Genomic DNA, 19,531 nt, shown 5'->3' on the forward strand with positions numbered 1-19,531 from the left:
CACCTTGATCTCCCAACAACACGCCCCGGAGGACCCGCTTCGCCGTTGATGGAACGCCTCCCGACTTCGCGGGAATGACGGCGCGGAAGCAGGTTCCAAAGCCTCATCAGGAAGCAGCATGAAACGATCAGCCGCCCGAATCGTCCGCGAACAAGGCCCCTTTGCGGGCGTCGACGGCGTGCATGGCGTCACCTACGACGGCCGGCACGTGTGGTTTGCCTCAGGCGACAAGTTGAACGCGCTCGATCCGGCGAGCGGCCAGACGCTGCGCTCGATCGACGTGGTCGCCCACGCGGGAACGGCGTTCGATGGCCAGCACCTGTTCCAGCTGGCCGAGGACCGCATCCAGAAAATTGACCCGCACAGCGGCCAGGTGCTGGCCACGATCCCTGCGCCCGGTGGCGGCGCCGACTCGGGGCTGGCCTGGGCCGAAGGCTCGTTGTGGGTGGGACAGTACCGCGCGCGCCAGATCCACCAGATCGATCCGGCCACCGGCGCGATCCTGCGCACCATCGAATCGAACCGTTTCGTCACCGGTGTCTGCTGGGCCGCCGGCGAACTCTGGCACGGCACCTGGGAGAACGACGAAAGCGAACTGCGCCGCATCGATCCGCGCAGCGGCGAGGTGCTGGAAATCCTCGAGATGCCGGCCGGCACCGGCGTGTCGGGACTGGAGTCGGACGGCGGCGATCAGTTCTTCTGTGGCGGCGGCAACAGCGGCAAGCTGCGAACCGTGCAGCGTGCCGGTTGAGTTCGACGCCTCACGAGTCCGCGTCGCCGCCTTCGTCCCGTGGCGACATGCTGACCGGCTCCGGCGCGATGGGCGCAGGCGTCGGCGATGCGCCCCGCGCCATGCTGGGGAACACTTCGTCGCGCCGCACCCAGGCGTGGAACAGCGCGGCGGCCAGGTGCAGCAGTACGGTGGCGAACAGCAGCAGGGCCAGCCAGGTGTGGGCGCCGCGCAGCGCGGCGTAGACGGTGGCGTCGTGGGGCATGATCGGCGGCAGGTTGAAACCCTTGAACATGGTCACCGGATAGCCGCCGGCGGACAGCATCGACCAGCCGATCAGAGGCATCGCGAACATCAGCGCGTAGAGCAGCCAGTGCGAGGCCTTCGCCGCCAGCACCTGCACGCGGGGCAGGTCGGCCGGCAACGGTGGCGGGCGATGGCGCAGCCGGTTCACCAGCCGCACGATCGCCAGCAGCAGGATCGCGATGCCCAGCGGCCGGTGCAGGCTGACCAGGGTCGGGCGCAGGCTCAGCGAGGCGACCATGCCGACGCCGACGAACAGCATGGCCAGGATCGCCAGCGCCATGCTCCAGTGCAGTACGCGCGCGGTGAGGTTGAAGTGCCGCGGAGCGAGCCTGGCGGGATGAAGATCGTTCATGGCCTGGCCTCCGGTGCGGCGGGCTTGCCGATGGCGGTGTCCGCCTTGCCGCTGGCGATGTCGTGTTCGCGGCGGTTGAACGACACCGAATAGACGGCCGAACGGGCGGCCAGGATCGGATCGTCCGAACCCTGCACACCGGCGGGCAGCACCAGCGGGTCGTAGTTGATGTCGCGGCAGGCGCCGGTGGCCTGCGGCGTGCTGCTTTCGATCACCACGGTGCCGACGGTGACGTGCTGGCGATCCCGGGGCCAGGGCTGGGCGGGGTCGGCCGTGGCGTCGCCGGGTTGCGCCAGGGTCACCACCATGTCCCAGCGCAGCGGCGCACGGGTCAGTCGCGCCTGCAGATCCTCGCTGAGGAAATTGCCGTCGGCGGCAGCACGCTGCTCTGGCGTCATCGCCGCGAAGGCCGCCTGCGGCTGCATCGACCAGCGCACGTTGCGCACTTCGCCACGGTCATTGGTGAAGCGGAAGGCGTTGACGCCGTTGAACGTGGTGTTGGCCCAGCTGGTCGACCACGGCGCGGTCTTGGCCCAGTCGGCGAAGCGGGCGAATTCCGGATGGGCGCGGACGAAGGCGGCCTGCTTCGCCGGATCGGGCTTGCCGATGGCGGGGTCGGGGGCATTGGCGCGGGTCTGCTCGTAGAACGCCGACACCGTGGACACGCCGAAGAACGGAAAGCTGTTCATCGCCATGCGCCACTGCTGGCCGTCGTCGCTGTTCAACTCCAGCGCCATGCTGCGCACGCGCGCCTTGCCGTCCAGCCCGTAGGGCGCGCCGCCGGCGATCGACAGGCGCCCGGTGAACGGCGTGCGCACCGGCGCAAACAGCCGCGCGCTCGACAGCGCCACGCCTTGCCCGTTGCCCTCGAAATGGCCGGCCACGCAGATGCCCTTGGCATGCGCGCGACGATAGCCCCGGTAGATCTGCCCGTTGCCGCTCTCGATCGCGTCGGTGAAACGTTGCGGAGTCAGCCGGTTCGGCGTCAGCCAGCCGGCGATCCAGCCGAAGGCCAGCGCCACGCCGCCCACGATCAGGGCGATCGCCAGCAGGGCTGGCCAGCGTTGGCGGGTCGATGGGTCGGTGGCGGGTTCGATGTCGGGCATGGTGGCGGCGTGTCCTGGCGAGTGCGTCAGTCACTACATTCGCCGCCGCGGTCGCGTCGGTTACATCGCCGGCACGGATTCACCCCGTGTTCGGACGTCGAGGCCCGGCCATCGACCGGCCTGCCGCATCGTTGGCACGAGTGCGCTGCGGCGTGGACGTCGTGATCTTCCGGTTTTTTCGGGCGGCCAAAAAAAACACTCCCCGAATCGGGGAGTGTGGCCGGCATGCATCATGGTGTCCGCTGCTGCGCCGCAACCCCGGCATGGAACACGGGCGCCGGGGTCAGTGCACGTTGACCGCGTCCCACGCCGCGGCAACGGCGTTGTAGTTCGCGGGCGTCGCGGAGGTCGGGCCGCCGAACAGGTCGGCTGCCGCCTGGAGCGTGGCAATGCGTGCGTCGACGTACTTGGTGGTCGAGGTCATGTACACCGTCACCGCGCGATACCAGATCTGCTGGGCGGCACCGCGACCGATGCCGGTCAGGCCGACGTTGCCGTTGCAGACCAGGTCGTTCGGGGCCAGGCCCGCCGGCACGCCCACCCCGGTCGGTACCACGGCACCCTCGGCGAGCAGGTAGAAGAAATGATTGCCCACGCCCGAGGTGAAGTGCGGGTCCTTCGCGGTCTGGAAGAACTGCAGGTAGGCGCCATTGTCGACCGACGCGTCCGGGTAGCAGTCGTCCGAGATGCCATCCAGGCTCGGCTTGAACATTGCGCGCAGCGCCGGTTGCCCGTACGCGGGCAGCACCAGGGTTTCGCCGATGAGGTAATTGCCCGGCTCCGCGGAGTTGTTGGCGGAAAATTCCACCATCGTGCCCATGATGTCGGAGTTCGCCTCGTTCAGACCGCCGGTGTCGCCCGGCACGTAGGCCAGGTCGGCCGTGGCATGCATCACGCCGTGGCTCATCTCGTGGCCCATCACGTCGATGGCGACCAGGGGCTTGAAGGTCAGGCCGTCGCCGTCGCCGAACGACATGCAGAAGCAGTCGTTGTTCCAGAAGGCGTTGTTGTAGTTCGACTCGTAATGCACGATGCCGACCGGGCCGACGCCGTCGTCGGCGATGCCGAGGCGGCCGAAGGCGTTCTTGTAGTAGTCCCAGGTCTTGCCGAAACCGTAGGCGGCGTCGACGGCCACGGTCGCGCGATCGCTCATGGTGCCGTTGCCCCACCGGTTGTCGCCATCGACCACCAGCGTGCCGAAGCCCCGGAAGCCGTTGCCGAGATCGTTGATGTAGCTGTTGCCGCGGGTCGTGTCCTTCAGTTCGTAGATGCGGCGGGTCGCGTTCCACTGGGTGTTCAGCGGGACGGCGCCGGCGAGCAGCGAGCGGCCGCTGCCGGTGGCCGGCGTCGTGGACGGAGTGCCCGCCGGAATGCCGGTGCCGGGGGCACCGCCCGGCAGGATGCCGGTCTCGATGTCGTTCTCCTGCTCCAGGATCGCTCCGCTGGTCGCATCGACGAAGTAGTGCATGCGGATCGGCGTCTTGTCCCTGGCCGTGCCGACATACAGCACGTCGTAAGCGAGCTTTGGCGTGGTGCGGCGGAAGTAGACGGCCAGGCGCGCAGTCGGCATGGCATGAAAGTCCGTGCCGAACTCCGCGCCGGCATTCACGATGGCCTGGCTGGCCGTCAGCTTCGGCGTGACCGGGATGTTGATGGGCGCGACCATGGCCAGGCTGGCATCACGGAAGACCCCGGCACGCGAGTGCACGACCAGGTCGCCGCCGATCACCGGCAGGCCCTGGTAGGTGCGGTTCATGCGGACGTGTTCGGTGCCGTCGCGATCGACGATCACGCTGCGTGCGCTGAACCCGTCGCCGGCGGACGTGCGGGTCGCCGCCGGGTTCTTGTGGATGGCGTTCAGGGCGCGAGTGATCGCCCCGGATTGGTCGGCCGCGGCGGACTGGCCGGCGACTCCCATGAGAATGGCCACGGATACGGCCTTGGCTAGCGACGACATAGTTCCCCTCCCCTTGATGATGATGATCGGCGCGGAACGCCGCGACCCGGGCAAGACTCTGGGCTGCGAGGCTGCATCCGAAACCCCCCAGCGTGGGGGGTGTGGGGGTCCGGTCCGGGTGGTCCACTGATCTCCGGACGCCAGGTCGCGCGCGGGTAGCGGTCAGCTGCCGCAGCGATGCCGTGGACCGCGGCGAACCTTCCCCCGATCGGACCACGTCATGCAGCAAGTCGATCTCCAACCTCTCTGGCAGCAGGCTGTTGAGCACTTCGGGCAGCATCGTCTTGCGGAAGCCGAAGCGGCATGCGTGAAACTGATCGGGCAGGCGCCCGAGCAGCCGCTGGCCTACGCCATGCTGGCGCAGATCTGTCATGCGGTCGGGCGCACCCGTGGCGCCACGTTCAACGCCTTCCAGGCGAGCCAGCGCGTCGCCGGTCAGGCGGCGGGCGACATCCTCATCGTCGCCGACGTGTTGCTCGAGGTCGGGGAGCACCACCTGGCGCATTCGCTGCTGGGCTTTGTCGACGCCGGGCATCCGGCCAACACGGCCCAGCTGGTTCCGCTCGCCCGTCTGTACAGCGCGCTCGATGACCAGCCGCAGGCCCTGCGTTGCATCGAACTGGCCCGCGCCAGCGGCTGCGACGGCGCGTACGTCAGGCACATGCACGGGATCGTGCAGAGCTTCACCGGCCCGATCGAGGCCGCGATCGACGCCTGCGAGCAAAGCGTCGCCGAAGCCCCCCATTACGGTCACGCGCACTGGTCGTGCGCGCAGTTCGGTCGCAGGGAGGGCGCGCTTGAACGCGTGGCGCGCATGCGCGCGGCACTGGAACGGCCCGACCTCGACCACGACGACGTGACCTACCTGCACTACGGGCTGTTCAAGGAGCTGGACACGCTCGGCCAGACCGACCAGGCCTGGCTATCGCTGATGGCGGGCGCCGATGCGCGCCGCAGCGTCACCGGGCATGACGCGGCACTGGAAACGGCCGCTTACGACGCGCTGATCGCCGCCACCCCGCCAGGCTTCCTCGCCCGCTGCGCGGACGTGCCCGCGGACGTGACCCCGATCTTCGTGGTCGGCATGCCCCGCACCGGCACCACCCTGCTCGAGCGCATCCTCGGCAACCATCCGCAGATCACCACCTGCGGCGAGCTCAACGACTTGCGCCAGCAGATGCAGTGGGTCAACGACCAGCGCCTGTCGCTGACCCTGGACCCCGGCATCGGCGACTATGTCGCGCGCCTGGACGCGGACCTGCTGGGCCACCGCTACCTCGCCAAGACGCGCTGGGCCACCCGGGGCAGGGCGTTCTACGTCGACAAGCACCCGATGAACTTCCAGTGGTGCGGCGCGATCCTGAAGGCGCTGCCGCACGCGAAGATCATCCACCTGCGCCGCCACCCGATGGACAGCTGCTTCTCCAACCTCAAGGAGCTGTTCGCGCACAAGTACTACCCCTACAGCTACGCGCTGGACGACCTGGCCACGCACTACCGCAATTACGCGCGACTGATGCGGCACTGGCACGCGATCGCGCCCGGCCGGATCCTCGATGTGCGCTACGAAGACCTGGCCACGCAGCCGGACGAACAGGCGCGCCGGGTGCAGGATTACCTTGGCCTGCCGCTGGTCGAGGGGGTCACCGACATCCTCGCCAACAAGACCGTCACCACCACCGCCAGCACGCTGCAACTGCGCCAGCCGATCCACCGTCGCAACATCGGTGGCTGGCGACGCTATGCGACGGGCCTGGCGCCGCTGCAAGCCCGGCTCGCTGACCTGATCACGGCCTACGACCCGGATGAAGCACCGTCGCTTGCCGTGCCGGCCGCTGGCGTCGCCTGACGCGGGGAGGCACGCCGCGCCAGGCGTCGTGAGTGGGGCGAGACGCGGAAAGCCGTCGAAACTCGTTCGCGTGCGCACACCGATGAGGTTGGCCGTCCGAACCAAAAGCAGATGATCAGCTTGCTGGAGGTTGATCGGGTCTGGTCCGGGCGGTGGCTACCGGCCAAGAGTGGACGCTCGGCTCTCTGCCGGTGTAAGGGAGTTCGAGTGAAACGTCGCAGCTAACGAGACTGCGGCCGCTTTTCTTGATAAGCCTCCGAACACTCTTATATTGCACTAGAGGCTATCCATCGATCATAGGGGGGGCGAGTGAACAAGGACCTGTTGCTCAAAGACATTGCCGAGAGCGGTTACAACATCGGTTACGCAGCGAAGAAGCACCTTGCGACCTATGACATAGTCGAGAAGGCGCCGGGCTGGATCAGTATCATCAGCTTTGCCTTTGGCGTTCTCGCGCTCGTCGTTCCGGAGCTCAACAACAACATCCTGGCAGCGTTACTGCTCATCGTTGCCTACGCAGTTTTCTACTTCAACTCGTACCAAGATGGTCGACATAAATATTCCAAGGTCGGGAGTCGCTTAACGACCATCTTCACCACCCTCCGCTCGCTGTACTACGAGGTCAAGAGTCGAGACGCTTCCGCCAACCTTGATGATTTGGAGGCGCGGTATCGCGAGCTGCTCAATGAGTCGCAAAGCATCGGGATTAGCAAACAAATTTTCCTGAGTGACTGGTACGCACACTACAAGTTCTTCTGGCAAGCGGAGCGAAGCTGGCTGGAAGAAAAGCGAATTTTCACCTTCTGGCGAGACAAGATTCCGCTGTCGGCGACATTGATTGGAATCTTTTTGATTATCGCTATTGTTTATGGCTTTATCCGGGTAGTGCGCCTGTGAGCGACGCATCGCTCTTCTCACTCCGGGTGCGGGAGGCTGCATGAATCTTCCCGCCAGGACGGCAAACACGGGCGATTGGCTGGAGCGCGTCGCCTCGGCGCTCGATCTACCTCCCGCCAAGTACGAAGCGGCCGAGCGCAGCTACCGCTCGCTCGCCGAGTGGCTGGACCGGCCGGGGTCTCGATTCGCCGAAGACGACGTGGCCGTCTATTTACAGGGGTCGTTCCGCATGGGAACGGCCATCGCGCCGATTCGTGGCGACGAGTACGATCTGGACGTGGTGTGCGAGGTCCAGTGGTCGAAGGACCGTCGAACCCAAGAGCAGTTGCACGAGGCGTTGGGCGCGGAAGTGATGGCCTACACCGCGCGTTACAGCATGCAAGCTCCTGATGAATGGGACCGCTGCTGGACGTTGACGTATACCGAAGCAGCGAAGTTTCATATGGACGTGTTGCCCTGCGTCCCGGATGCTGCACACCAGCTCCTCTTGCGCGAGGCAGCGTCGATGAGCCTGGCCCACGTGGAGCAGGCCGTCTCGATCACTGACCGCACCCACGGCGAGTACCGTTTCATCTCGCAAGACTGGCCCGCGAGCAATCCCAACGGTTACGCCGACTGGTTTTATGGTCGGATGCGGACTGTGTTCGACGCACGCCGTGAGTACATGCGTCTGGTCGAGGCCAAGATCGATGTTGCGGATATTCCGAACTTCCGCGTCCGCACGCCGCTGCAGTTGGCTATCCAACTATTGAAACGGCATCGGGATTTGCAGTTTTCCGAGCAGCAGATATCGGCCAAGCCGACCTCGATCATCATTACGACGTTGTCCGCCTTGGCCTATCAGCAAGAAGCAACGGTCGCCGAAGCGCTTACCCGCATCTTGGGTGATATGGACCGCTTCATCCGCCAGGACGGCCGAGGATTCTGGATTGCAAACCCAGCCGACCCTAGAGAAAACTTCGCCGATGCCTGGAACGAAGACGCGGCGAAGGCTGAGGCGTTTCACAGCTGGCTTGCAGTAGCGCGCCAGGACTTTGGTCGCGCGCTTGCGAGCGATTCAAGCGCCGATTTTTCCGAAGCATTGGCGCCCCGGATGGGTCGAGCGCTGGTTGAGGCGGCGCTGCGACCAGTGTTTGCGACTGCGAGATCGACGGTCTTGGGCGACTCGGCGCGCCATGGGCTAAGGGATGCTCCGCATCGACGCCCGGTTCGGTGGCCGGTGGTCAGCGGCGGCCAAGTCGCCTTGAGCTCCGTGCAGGTGCTCCGAAACGGCTTCCGGCCCCAGCCTTTGGCTTCCGATAGCAGCCCGGTACCGTGCGGCTGCGCCCTTGTTTTCGGGGCAAGCACGAATGTTGGCGTACCATTCGACGTCTACTGGCAAGTGGTCAATACCGGAGCTGCCGCGAAAGCTGCGAACGATCTGCGCGGCGAATTTGAACTGCCGCGCGCTGAACACGGTTACCTCGTCAAGCGCGAATCCACCTCTTATCCCGGGACGCATAGCATCGAGTGCTTCATCGTAAAGGGCGGCTATTGCGTTGCGCGCTCAGGTATCTTCGTTGTCAACGTGGCATAACCTGGGTACAGCGCTAATGGGACTAGCAAACTGGTTCGAAACGTTTTGCACTGATCTTCAGGTCGATAATTCCACGACGGTTGCGAACCGCTACCGGGTCTTGACGACGCGCCTGAACACCGATTTTTGGAACACGGCATCCACCACCGCACACAGTTTTTACGTCGGTTCATATGGCCGGAACACCGCGATTCGCGGTTTTAGCGACGTTGACATGATCTTCGAGCTGCCGTGGGCCATGTACACCAGGTACAACGATTACGTCGGCAACGGGCAGTCGGCGTTACTGCAAGCGGTCAAGTCCTCTATTGAAAAGACCTATTCTCAAACGGGTATCCGCGGTGATGGTCAAGTCATCCAGGTTAACTTCTTGGATATGACCTTCGAAGTGGTTCCCGTCTTTCCACACACGGATGGATCCTTCACCTATCCCGACGCCAATGGTGGGGGCTCTTGGCGAACGACGAATCCGCGAGCCGAGATCTCCGCGATCAGAAGCCGAAATATCCTGTGCAACTATAATCTCGTGCTCTTGTGTCGAATGATGCGGCAGTGGAAGGGCTATTGGGACGTGCCGGTCGGTGGTTTGCTGATCGATACACTTGCTTACCAGTTCATTGACACTTGGGCGAATCGGGACAAGTCTTACCTGTACTACGATTTCATGTGCCGAGACTTCTTTCGCTTCATGGCCGATCAAAGTCGAACTCAAGCGTACTGGCGGGCACCGGGCAGCGGCCAATCGGTTTACGGAGGCGAATTGTTCCAGTGGAAGGCCGGGCGCTGCTATAACTTGAGTCTTGAAGCGATCGAGCACGAGATGGCGACGCCCAAACGCGAATGGTCGGCAAAGCAGAAATGGCGTGAGATTTTTGGAACGAGATTTCCTGGCTAGGTAAGTGAAAGAGTCCTCTTTGGGTCGTTCGCCGCCTTTCCACGTGTCCTCCGTTGATCATAGCGGCTTGGTCTGCTGATCATCGAAATCCGCTCGTGTGATGCATTCACTCCGGTGCGCACACACAAACGCCGTGCCGGCCTCGCGGAACATGCGGGGCCGGCACGGCGCTGTGACTGCGCAGAACGAGTTTCGTCGCGGGCTTGCCGGACTCAGAGATCGATGCCGAAGCCGGCGCCGACGCTGGATTCGCTGCCACTGAAGGAGCCGCCGACACTGAACGAAGCGTGTTCGCCGACGGCTTTGGAGTAGCCGACCGACATCGCCGCTGCGCCGCCCTGCCAACCCACGCCCGCGCCGATGCGACCGTTCGGGCTGCGGCTGTTCGCGGCATTGATCGCCATGTTGAGCATCGCCGAACTCATCGCGCCCTGGCGATCGATGCGCCTGTCCTGCTGATCCAGGCGTGCACTGACCTGGCGGCCGAGGTTGCTGAACTGGTCGTCCAGTGCGCTGAGCCTGCTGTCCGTGTAGCTGTTGGCGCGGGTCAGCGTCTGCGTCGCGGCGTTGTCGGTGTAGCCATTGGCCGCCGTGATGGTCGCCGCGTCGGCGGCCTGCATCTGGCCGACGTTGGCGGCGTCGGTGGCGGCCGTGCCGGAAGCGACGTTGGTGATGCGCCGTTCATTGCCGGCCGAGCCGACCGAGACCGTGTTGGCCTGGTCGGCAAGCGAACCCTGTCCGATCGCGACTGCACCCGCGCCGGTGACCGTTGCGCCCTGGCCCACAGCCGTGCCGTCGGTCGCGGTGACGCGGCTGCCGGCACCGACCGCGACGGCGTTGGTTGCCGTGGAGGAAATGGTCGCGCCACTGCCGATCGCGGTACCGCTGTCGGCGCCAACGTTCGCCCCGTTGCCGTAGGCGGTGTCGGTGCTATCGGTGGCGTTGCTGCCGCTGCCGAGCGCGAGGCCGTTGCCTGTCCCCACCGGCAGGCCGAGGCCCGGGGTCTGTTCAAGCAGGGACACGCGGCTGTTCAGGCCGGTGAGCGCACTGTCGATCGCCGAGAAACCCCCGCCGACGTCCGCGTAGATCCCGCCCTGTATCGCATAGGAGGGCGCGCTCCACATCCCGTTGGCGCCGAACACCGAGCCGCCGCCGAAGATCGAGGCCACCGAGTTCAGCTGGTCGAGGTTGACCGCCTGGTCGCCGGACAGGCCGGCCTTGAGGTTGCCGAGGGTGGTGCCGGCGAGGCCGCCGAATGTCACCGTGTCCTTGCTGGCTGCGTCGTCGTACTTCACCGCGGCGGCGTCGAGGGAGCCGACCGCACCGCCCACATTGGCGATGGCGACATCGAGCTGGCCCTTGTTGACCGCATCCGTCACGTCCGTGCCGTCGGCAACATGGGTGATCTGGCGCTCGGCACCGGCACTGCCGACCGACACGGTGTTGGCGCGATCGGCGAGGGAGCCGGCGCCCAGGGCGATGCTGTTGTCGGCACTGGCGATGGCATGGCTGCCGAGCGCGACGCTGTCGATGCCGACGGCGTTGCTGTACGCACCGGTCGCCGAGGCGCGGTCACCCGAGGCCGTGGCGTAATAGCCGGTGGCGTTGCTGCCGATGCCGTTGGCCATGCTGTAGGCGCCCAGCGCGGTGCTGTAGTCGGCGAGCGCGGCCGAGGTATCACCGAGCGCGGCACTGGAGATGCCGCCGGCGACCGAAAGCGAACCGAGCGCCGTGCTGAAGTCGCCGATGGCCAGGCTGTAGGTACCGACGGCGGTGCTGTAGGCGTTGCGAGCCTGGGCATAGGCGCCTTCCGCCGTGCTCAGGCTGCCGAGGGCCACGCTGTAGGCGCCGGCGGCGCTGCTGCTGAGGCCGCTCGCCGTGGCGTAGGCGCCGGTGGCATTGCTGAAATCGCCCAGCGCACTGGAGTAGGCGCCCAGCGCGGTGCTGGCGAAACCGTAGGCATTGGAGACGGCACCGACAGCCGTGGCATAGGCGTTCCACGCATTGGACAGGTAGCCCATCGCCGAGGTGTGCTTGTAGGCGGCCATGGCATAGGAGCCGAGGGCAATCGAGTCCTCGCTGATCGCCTGGGAGTAGGAACCGATCGCCGTCGCGCCCAGATCGCTGGCATAGGCACTCCCGCCAAGGGCGATCGTGAAGCCGCTCTTGGCCACCGAGCCGCCGCCGATCGCGACCGCATGGGAGGCGTAGGCACGCGTGTAGCTGCCGATGGCAACGGCGGCCGTGCCCGTGGCGTGCGTGTCGGAGCCCACGGCCGTGGAGAACTGGCCCGAGGCTTCGGATACCACGCCGACGGCGGTTCCCAGCAGTCCCGTCGCCTGCGCCTGGGCGCCGAGCGCCGTGCCGTACGCGCCGCTGGCGTTGGCCGACTTGCCGAGTGCCGTCGCCCACAGGCCGGCGGCGGTGGAACGGGCGCCGATGGCCGTGGCATACGCGCCGGCGGCATTGGCGCGATCGCCGACCGCGGTTCCGCTGGTGCCGGTGGCCGTGACGGTGGCGGAGCGGCCGAGCGCGGTACTGAACTTGCCGAGGGCGGAGGCATAGGTACCGACCGCAGTACCGGCCTGGCCGCTGGCGGTGGACGCGGCGCCGATCGCGGTGGCGCCGGAGGTGCCGCTGGCATTCGCGTTCACGCCGAACGCGCTGGCCTTGCTCTGGGTCGCCTTGGCGTTGTAACCCACCGCCGAACTGTAGGCACCGGTGGCGGTCGCGAAGGCGCCCACGGCGGTGGCGTCGGTACCGCTCGCCTGGGCGTTGGAACCGAAAGCCGAGCTGTAGGCCGAGCTGGCGCTGGCGAAGTTGCCGACCGCCGCCGAATTCCTGCCGGCGGCGCTGGCGTTGTTGCCGAAGGCGGAACTGTAGTCGCCGGTGGCCGCAGCCAGGTTGCCGAAGGCGCTGGAGTAGGCTCCGCTCGCCGTGGCGGCGTCGCACTGGGTCTGTCCGGGAAGTGTGCCGGCGCAGTCCGCCGCCATCGCCAGCGTCGGCGACAGGCCCAGGGCCAGCAGCAGCGATGCGGCGAGGTTGGCGCGGACCAGGGTCTTGGAACGGGCGTGATGACGAGCGGTATTCACAGAAAGATCTCCCCTCAGAGATAAAAGATCGGCAGCGCCGAGCAGGCGTCGGGTCATGGGCACCAACGGGCTCCGACAGTGCGGGTAACCGCCTGCGGCTGACTCCCCCCCGCGGTGGGGGGGAGTGCGGGGGTACGAAACACCCCCCAATGGCGGCCCCTCCTGTCCGGTACACACTCGTGCGCAAGTTGTTCCCCGTCGTCTTCCTCGTACTGGCCACCCTCGTCGCGCCCTCGTCCGCGCAGTCGTCCACCCCGGTCGGCGCAGCGAAGGTGCCAGCGCCCACCCAGGGTGACGCCGCTGCCAGCGAGGCCGTGCAGGTCGTCGACACGTTCATGCTCGAACTCGGCAAGGGGCAACTGGAGCGCGCCCGCCAGTTGATGGCGCCCGAGGCGATCGTGCTGGCCGATGGCCGGGTGCTGGGCAATCGCGACACGTACATCGACGGCGCAGCGAAGGCGGATGTCGCCGCGCTCGGCAGCGTGCAGCGGGAGCTGGTGCGCCGCGACGCCCATGCCGGGCCGAACTTCAGCTGGGTGATGAGCGAGCTACGGCTGCGCGGCCCTTCCGCGGCCCGGGGCCAGGGCGACGTGGTCGTTGAAACCATGTTGCTGGCCAGGCGCGGGAACGGCTGGAAAATCGTGCACATCCACTGGTCGAGCCGCCGGGCCGGATAACGTGTACAAAGGGACAAACCCCGGCGTCCGCGATAGCAGCAATGTTTCGCTTCTGGCCATGGCAATGAGAGACTCCGAATTCACCCTCAAGGCGATGCCGCCGCGCTTGCCGCGCGCGGCGCTGGAGCGCGCGCGTCTGCAGCGCGAATGGATTCGCGTACATGATCGCACCGCGATCGTGGTGGCCGCGCCGGCGGGGTTCGGCAAGACCACGCTGCTGCTGCAGTGGCGTCGGCGCTGGATGGAAGAAGGCGCGCTGGTGGCCTGGCTCGACGCCGATGAAGAGGACGAGCCCGAACGCTTCACCATGGCGTTGCTGCATTCGCTCTGCACCGCCACCGGCCGGCCGGTGGACCGCATCGCCGTACCCCGCGTCGAGGCGCTGACCAACCTGCTGTGCACCGTTGCCACCCGCGGCACCCAGACCGTCCTCATCGTCGATGAAGCCGACTGCCTGCCCGAGGCGACGGTGCGCACGGTGCTGCAATACCTGCTGATGAATGCCCCGGCGAACCTGCACGTGGTGGTCGGCACCCGCGTGCCGCTGCCGCTGCAGACGGCCGAGCTGGCGGCGAAGGGAAACCACGCCGCGTTCGGTACCGAAGACCTGCGCCTGCGCGTCGAAGAGGCAATGGAGATACTCGACCGCCGGCTCGGCGAACGACTGGGCACCGACGACCGCGCCCGCCTCCACGATGCGACCGAAGGCTGGCCGAGTGGTTTGCAACTGGCGATCGCCGCGATCGAGCAGGAGCCCGACCTTGCCGCCGCGGTCCGCTCGCTCTCCGCCCGGCACGGTACCTTGCAGGACTACTTTGTCGAGTCGCTGGTTTCGCGGCTGCCGGCGGCACTGGTGGCATTCCTGACCCACATCGCGATCCTGGACCCGGCATCCCCGGCGTTGTGCGAAGCCGTCACCCTCGATGCCAAAGCGGGCTCCTACCTGGAATGGCTGGCACGCGAAACGCCCATCCTGATGGTCGGCGAGCGCCCGGATTGCCTGCGCCTGCACACGCTGGCGCGCGACTTCCTGCGCGGCCGCTTCGAACAGCTGCCCGCAGCCGAGCAGGCGGCGGCGCACGGGCGCGCTTCGCGCTGGTATGCCGCGGAGAGGCGTTTCCACGAAGCGGCATTGCACGCGCTGGCCGCTGGCGATGAACAACAGGCCGAGACCCACGCGGCACATTCACTGTGGGAGCTCGGTACGTCCGGCCAGCTGGCCGAGGCGCGGGAGTGGCTGGCGCGGTTGCCAACATCGCTGTTCGCCGGCGACACCGGTCTGCGCCTGGCCGCGGCCTCGATCCTCGCCTTCAGTGACCGAAACTCCGAGGCACTGCGCATCGCCCGGAACGTGCTTGCCGATACGGCGAGCGCACCGGAATCACGTTCGATCGCCTTGCGCATCGCCGCCGGCGCGAACGCCTTTGCCGACGGACTCGACGACATTCCGGATCTGCTGCCGCGCTGGCCCGCGCTGGGCGAACCTGGCGGTGCGCCGTTGTATACCGTCGCCTGCCTCAACACGCGCGCCCTGCTGGCGCTGCACGCCGGCGAGACGGTGCAGACGCGCGAACTGATTGCCGAGGCGGCCACTCACGGCCGTGCGGGACCGCTCCGCCTGGCCGCGGGACTGGGCCAGATGCTGGTCGGCCTGAGCCATCTCTGGGACGGCGATGCCTACCGTGCCGAGGCCGTGCTGCGCCCTGCGCTGGCCCTGGCCGAACGCGACGAAGGGCGTCGCAGCCTGCGGGCCTGCCTGCTGGCGGCGCCGCTGGCCCAGGCGCTGCTGCAGCGCGACCAGCCGGAGGCGGCACGAGCGCTGCTGGCCGACCGGGTGGACGTGCTGGAGCGCGGCGGTTTCGCCGACACCTTGTGGTGCACGTATCGCACCTTGTCCCGCATCGCGCTCGGCCATGGCGACGAACGCCGCGCACTCGCCGTGCTCGACGATCTTTGCGCGCTCGCCGAGCGCAGGCGCCTGCCGCGGCTGCGCCTGTATGCCTTGTGCGAACAGGTCCGCATCCATGCCTTGCGCGGGCGCATCGAGACCATCGCGGCCTTGATGGAATCGGTGGCGCAGCTTGCGCCCGTCTTCGGCCAGGCGCCGATGCGCTGGTTCCTGCTGCAGTATCGGGTCGCAGTTGCGATCGCCGCCGCCCATGCGGCGATCGCCAGGCGTGACTTTGCCGATGCGGAGCGCCAGCTGACCACGGCCGACGAGCTCGCCGGTCAGCTGCATCGTGGCCACGACATGCTGACCATCAAGGTGCTGCGCGCGATCGTTGCCCGCCAGGGCGATGCCGAACACGCGCTGCCGTTGCTTGCCGAAGCCCTGAGTCTCGCGCAGTTGTCCGGTCACGAACGTCTGCTGGCGAATGCTCCTGCATCCGCCACGGAGCTGGTCGAGGAGCTCCGCGCTACCCCGGCCGGAAGGCAACTGCTGGGCGCATCGTCCACGCCGCGCCCGCCTGCGGTGTTGCGTGCGCCTTCGCGCAACGCACTGCTCACCAGCAAGGAATCGGAGATCCTCGAACTGCTTCGAAAAGGCATGAGCAACAAGCAGATCGCCCGCACGCTGGATGTGAGCGGCGAGACCGTGAAATGGCATCTCAAGAACCTGTTCCTCAAGCTTTCCGCCGGAAACCGCAAACACGCGGTAGACCGTGCCTGCCTGCTGGGCATCGTGCATTAGGAGGCCCGCGTCGAGTTCGCCTCTGACGACCGGGTCAGGCAGCCGGTTCCTGCTGCGCGGGAAACGGGGGAGTGGATGCGCGCGGATGGCGACGGCAACGTTCGTTTACAGCGGATGCTGGCGATAGAACAGCTCGAGTTGCCGATAGACCGCGGGCAGGTGTTCGCGCAAGGCGGCGGGCGCTTCGAAGAACTGCTCGCTGAGGACGGCGAAGAATTCGGCATGGCTTTCCAGGCCGTATGGATCGATCGGCAGCTCGATGCCATGGCGCCGGGCTTCGCTCAGCTGCTCCCACGCGCTGGTGAAAGCCTGCGCCCAGGCGCGGCGATCCATGCGCCGGTGCAGCGGCGGGAAGCCGTCGGCGTCGCCGTTCAACATGTCGAGCTTGTGCGCCATTTCGTGGACGACCACGTTGTGCCCGGGTTGCCGCCCGATCGCCTGCACGTCATCCCACGACAGGATCACCGGCCCGCGGTTCCAGGCTTCGCCGGCCAGGATGTCGCGGCTGCGGTGCACCACGCCCGCGTCGTCCACTCGTTCGCGCTGCGGGCTGAAGGCGCGTGGATAGACGATGATGCTGTGCCAGCCGTCGTACCAGTCGAGCCCGAGTTTCAGGATCGGCAGGCAGGCATGGGTCGCCAGCAGGACGCGGTCGGCGTCGTCCAGATGCAGGCCCTCGACCGGCTCCAGCGACTTGCGTTCCAGGAACAGGGTGACCAGCACGCGCAAGCTGGCCTGGTCCGAGGCACCCAGCCGGCGCGCGGCGGCGCAGCGTCGCAGCGCGTCGCGCCAGAGTCCTTCGGCGATCGGCCGTCGCGCGACGAGGCGTCGTATGCGCCAGTTTCTGATTCTGTCGAACATGAGCACATCCCGAAGAGTCGTACGAACGCGAATCGGCGGCGTCGGCGGCGAGTCCTGTTCCGATGCCTGGCGGGCACGTGCTGGCGAAGCGTTGCCACGGCCTTTGGCCACGAACCCAGGAGATGGGGCGGGCGCGGGCTCTTCACAATGCGCGGGCGGGACTTCCCGCACAGTTGCCACAGACACGCTCCGCTACGGGAGCCCCGCACGCACGCATATCCGGAGCCAGGCATGACGCACGCGAAGCAGTTCCTCGGTCTGGTCGGCTGGCTGTTGCTGAGCTTCGCAGCCGCCGCCATCGGTGCGGTGGCATCGGTGCAGGCGGCCGACTTCTATCAGCAGCTGGCCCAGCCCTCGTGGGCCCCGCCGTCCTCGGTGTTCGGCCCGGTATGGTCGGTGCTGTACGCGTTGATGGGCATCGCTGCGTGGCTGGCCTGGCGCGAAGGCGGCTGGCGCCGGCAGCGTGGCGTGCTCACGCTGTTCGTGATCCAGCTGGCGCTGAACGCGTTGTGGAGCTGGCTGTTTTTCGGCTGGCATCGCGGTGCGCTGGCCTTTGCCGACATCGTGCTGCTGTGGCTGCTGATCGTGGCCACGGTGCTCGGCTTCTGGCGCGTGCGAGCGCTGGCCGGCGCCTTGCTGCTGCCGTACCTGGGCTGGGTGGGTTTCGCCTCGGCGCTGAACTTCGCGGTGTGGCATCTGAATCCGCAGATGCTGGGTTGACGCTGCGGCGGGTTTCGATGTCAGCGGGTCAATGCCGCGTAGGCATCCAGCGCCTGCTGGCGTGACTGGCCGAGGTCGACCATCGGCGCCGGATAACCGCTGCGCCTGAGCAGGGCCGCGTCCTTCCACGGTTCGTGCAGCAATGCCACGGGTGCGTCAGCCAGCTCCGGCAGCCAGCGGCGCAGGTAAGCGCCGTCGGGATCGAACTTCTTCGCCTGGGTGAGTGGATTGAACACGCGGAAATACGGCGCGGCATCCGCACCGCAGCCAGCCACCCATTGCCAGCCCAAGGTGTTGTTGGCCAGGTCGGCGTCGACCAGGGTGTCGTGGAACCAGCGCGCGCCGTGCTGCCAGTGCTGGCGCAGGTTCCTGGTCAGGAAGCTGGCCACGATCATGCGCACGCGGTTGTGCATCCAGCCGGTGTGCCACAGTTCGCGCATGCCGGCGTCGACCAGCGGAATGCCGGTGCGGCCGCGTTGCCAGCGTTCGATTGCGACTTCGTCGGCAGCGGCCCAGGCGAAATCGTCGAAGCGCAGGTTGAAGTTTTCCGTGGGCGTGTGCGGAAAATGGAACAGCAGGTGATGGGCGAACTCGCGCCAGCCCAGTTCGCGCAGGAACGGTTCGAGGTCGGGTCGGCGCTTCGTGTCGATGGCGCGGGCGCGGCGGCCCAGTTCGAAGTGGATCTGCCATGGCGAGATCTCGCCGAAATGCAGATGCGGCGACAGCCGCGAGGTGCCGTGCCGCGCGGGCAGGTCGCGCGCGTGGGCGTAGTCGCTGATGGCGTCGTCGGCGAAGATTTCCAGCAGGTCGCGCGCGCCGGTTTCGCCCGGCCGCCAGTGCGCGCGCAGGCCACCGGCCCAATCGATGCGCGGCAGCAGTTCCAGTGCATCGAGCGGAACGCCGTCGGGCAGTTCGTGCCAGCCTGGCACGCGCGGCGCCGGCAACGGTTCGACCGGCTGCAGTTCCGGCCGCAGCTTGCGCCAGTACGGCGTGAACACCTTGTACGGCTGGCCTTGCCCGGTGGCGATCCGCCATGGCTCGCACCACAACGCGGCGTTGTGGCTGTGCACCGCGATGCCGTCCTGCCGCAGGGCGCTCTTGAGCTGCGTGTCGCGCTCGATCGCGGCCGGCTCGTACAGGCGATTCCAGTACACCGCGCCGGCACCGCTGCGACGGATCAGTTCGCGCAGGACGGCCAGCGGCTCGCCGCGACGCAGGTGCAGCGCGGCGCCGGCATCGCGCAAATCCTGGTCCAGCGCACGCAGCGAATGATGCAACCACCACTGGCTGGCCGCGCCGGCCGGGCAGGCTTCGTCATCGGCATGGATGAACACCGGCAGCACGTGGGCGTGCTCGGCGCAGGCCGCGCTCCACGCGGGGTTGTCCGCCAGGCGCAGGTCGCGCCGGAACAGCACCAGCGCCGTGCTCATCGGGACACGCTGCACAACGGCATCGCGCTCAGAATCCGCACAGCGGCTGCAGCGTGCACCAGTGCGTCGGCGATCGACTCGGCCACGCCCAGGTTGCGCAGGTAGCGCTGCAGGCGCGGCGCGAAATGATCGTGGATGCGCACGAAGCTCGCGCGGTCGCGCTGTACCGACACGGCCGCCATCTGTGCCGACCAGGACGATGCATCAGGCACGTTGTGGTTCATGGGGGCGGACACGGATCGTTTGGCCCCGGCGGGCGTCATCCCGGTGACAGAGGGGTTCCGGACCATCATACGCAACTTCCCGCCCACGGCTGCGACGCCCCCCTGACGCGAGGGTGTGCTCCATGCCGGTGCATACGGAGTAGCTGCGGATTCGGATTCATCGCGAC

Annotated in this window: 15 protein-coding genes; 8 read left to right on the top strand and 7 right to left on the bottom strand. The window is 67.0% G+C overall.

Features of this window, described 5'->3' with window-relative positions:
* Positions 1 to 118: 118 nt before the first annotated feature.
* Positions 119 to 751, top strand: a complete 633-nt coding sequence (locus I6J77_RS01085; RefSeq protein ID WP_204110226.1) for a PQQ-binding-like beta-propeller repeat protein — start codon at positions 119 to 121, stop codon at positions 749 to 751.
* Positions 752 to 761: 10 nt separating this feature from the next.
* Here the strand turns inward: I6J77_RS01085 and I6J77_RS01090 are convergent, their stop codons facing one another.
* The 3 genes from I6J77_RS01090 to I6J77_RS01100 all read right to left on the bottom strand — a co-directional run bounded on the left by I6J77_RS01090 (position 762) and on the right by I6J77_RS01100 (position 4,424).
* The gene (locus tag I6J77_RS01090; protein WP_204110227.1) at positions 762 to 1,388 is read right to left on the bottom strand and encodes a cytochrome b; all 627 of its coding nucleotides are present in this window, start codon (positions 1,386 to 1,388) and stop codon (positions 762 to 764) included.
* Positions 1,385 to 2,494 (bottom strand): catalase family peroxidase, encoded by a 1,110-nt coding sequence (locus I6J77_RS01095; RefSeq protein ID WP_204110228.1) that lies wholly within the window; start codon positions 2,492 to 2,494, stop codon positions 1,385 to 1,387. The genes I6J77_RS01090 and I6J77_RS01095 overlap by 4 nt, the downstream gene beginning before the upstream one ends.
* Before the next feature lie 283 nt (positions 2,495 to 2,777).
* On the bottom strand, positions 2,778 to 4,424 hold the full coding sequence (locus I6J77_RS01100) for a M4 family metallopeptidase (protein ID WP_239309127.1): 1,647 nt from the start codon (positions 4,422 to 4,424) through the stop codon (positions 2,778 to 2,780).
* A gap of 334 nt (positions 4,425 to 4,758) precedes the next feature.
* Between I6J77_RS01100 and I6J77_RS01105 the strand changes: the two genes are divergently transcribed.
* The 4 genes from I6J77_RS01105 (at position 4,759) to I6J77_RS01120 (ending at position 9,668) form a co-directional block, all read left to right on the top strand.
* Positions 4,759 to 6,300, top strand: a complete 1,542-nt coding sequence (locus tag I6J77_RS01105) for a sulfotransferase (RefSeq protein ID WP_204110229.1) — start codon at positions 4,759 to 4,761, stop codon at positions 6,298 to 6,300.
* A 309-nt stretch (positions 6,301 to 6,609) separates the two neighbouring features.
* On the top strand, positions 6,610 to 7,197 hold the full coding sequence (locus I6J77_RS01110) for an SLATT domain-containing protein (protein WP_204110230.1): 588 nt from the start codon (positions 6,610 to 6,612) through the stop codon (positions 7,195 to 7,197).
* Between the two features lie 40 nt (positions 7,198 to 7,237).
* A complete protein-coding gene (locus tag I6J77_RS01115; protein ID WP_204110231.1) occupies positions 7,238 to 8,773 on the top strand; it encodes a nucleotidyltransferase in 1,536 nt (511 codons plus the stop codon).
* A 16-nt stretch (positions 8,774 to 8,789) separates the two neighbouring features.
* Positions 8,790 to 9,668, top strand: a complete 879-nt coding sequence (locus I6J77_RS01120; protein ID WP_204110232.1) for a hypothetical protein — start codon at positions 8,790 to 8,792, stop codon at positions 9,666 to 9,668.
* Between the two features lie 212 nt (positions 9,669 to 9,880).
* On the opposite strand, the gene I6J77_RS17885 is transcribed toward I6J77_RS01120, so the two are convergent.
* The gene (locus I6J77_RS17885; RefSeq protein ID WP_204110233.1) at positions 9,881 to 12,760 is read right to left on the bottom strand and encodes a hypothetical protein; all 2,880 of its coding nucleotides are present in this window, start codon (positions 12,758 to 12,760) and stop codon (positions 9,881 to 9,883) included.
* Between the two features lie 179 nt (positions 12,761 to 12,939).
* Here I6J77_RS17885 and I6J77_RS01130 point away from each other — a divergent pair, with 179 nt between their 5' ends.
* Positions 12,940 to 13,437, top strand: a complete 498-nt coding sequence (locus I6J77_RS01130; RefSeq protein ID WP_204110234.1) for a nuclear transport factor 2 family protein — start codon at positions 12,940 to 12,942, stop codon at positions 13,435 to 13,437.
* Positions 13,438 to 13,501: 64 nt separating this feature from the next.
* Positions 13,502 to 16,129 (top strand): LuxR C-terminal-related transcriptional regulator, encoded by a 2,628-nt coding sequence (locus I6J77_RS01135; RefSeq protein WP_204110235.1) that lies wholly within the window; start codon positions 13,502 to 13,504, stop codon positions 16,127 to 16,129.
* A gap of 105 nt (positions 16,130 to 16,234) precedes the next feature.
* Here the strand turns inward: I6J77_RS01135 and I6J77_RS01140 are convergent, their stop codons facing one another.
* On the bottom strand, positions 16,235 to 16,990 hold the full coding sequence (locus I6J77_RS01140; protein WP_204110236.1) for a zinc-dependent peptidase: 756 nt from the start codon (positions 16,988 to 16,990) through the stop codon (positions 16,235 to 16,237).
* A 231-nt stretch (positions 16,991 to 17,221) separates the two neighbouring features.
* Between I6J77_RS01140 and I6J77_RS01145 the strand changes: the two genes are divergently transcribed.
* Positions 17,222 to 17,710: a TspO/MBR family protein gene (locus I6J77_RS01145; RefSeq protein WP_204110237.1), complete on the top strand. Its 489-nt coding sequence runs from the start codon at positions 17,222 to 17,224 to the stop codon at positions 17,708 to 17,710.
* A 20-nt stretch (positions 17,711 to 17,730) separates the two neighbouring features.
* On the opposite strand, the gene I6J77_RS01150 is transcribed toward I6J77_RS01145, so the two are convergent.
* Both I6J77_RS01150 and I6J77_RS01155 read right to left on the bottom strand, forming a co-directional pair.
* Entirely contained in the window at positions 17,731 to 19,140 is a 1,410-nt protein-coding gene (locus tag I6J77_RS01150; protein WP_204110238.1) for a deoxyribodipyrimidine photo-lyase, read from the bottom strand.
* Positions 19,137 to 19,364: a hypothetical protein gene (locus I6J77_RS01155; protein WP_239309129.1), complete on the bottom strand. Its 228-nt coding sequence runs from the start codon at positions 19,362 to 19,364 to the stop codon at positions 19,137 to 19,139. Before I6J77_RS01155 ends, I6J77_RS01150 begins: the two co-directional genes overlap by 4 nt.
* Positions 19,365 to 19,531: the final 167 nt, after the last annotated feature.

Origin of the sequence: Rhodanobacter sp. FDAARGOS 1247, assembly GCF_016889805.1 — a bacterium.
Classification (GTDB): domain Bacteria; phylum Pseudomonadota; class Gammaproteobacteria; order Xanthomonadales; family Rhodanobacteraceae; genus Rhodanobacter.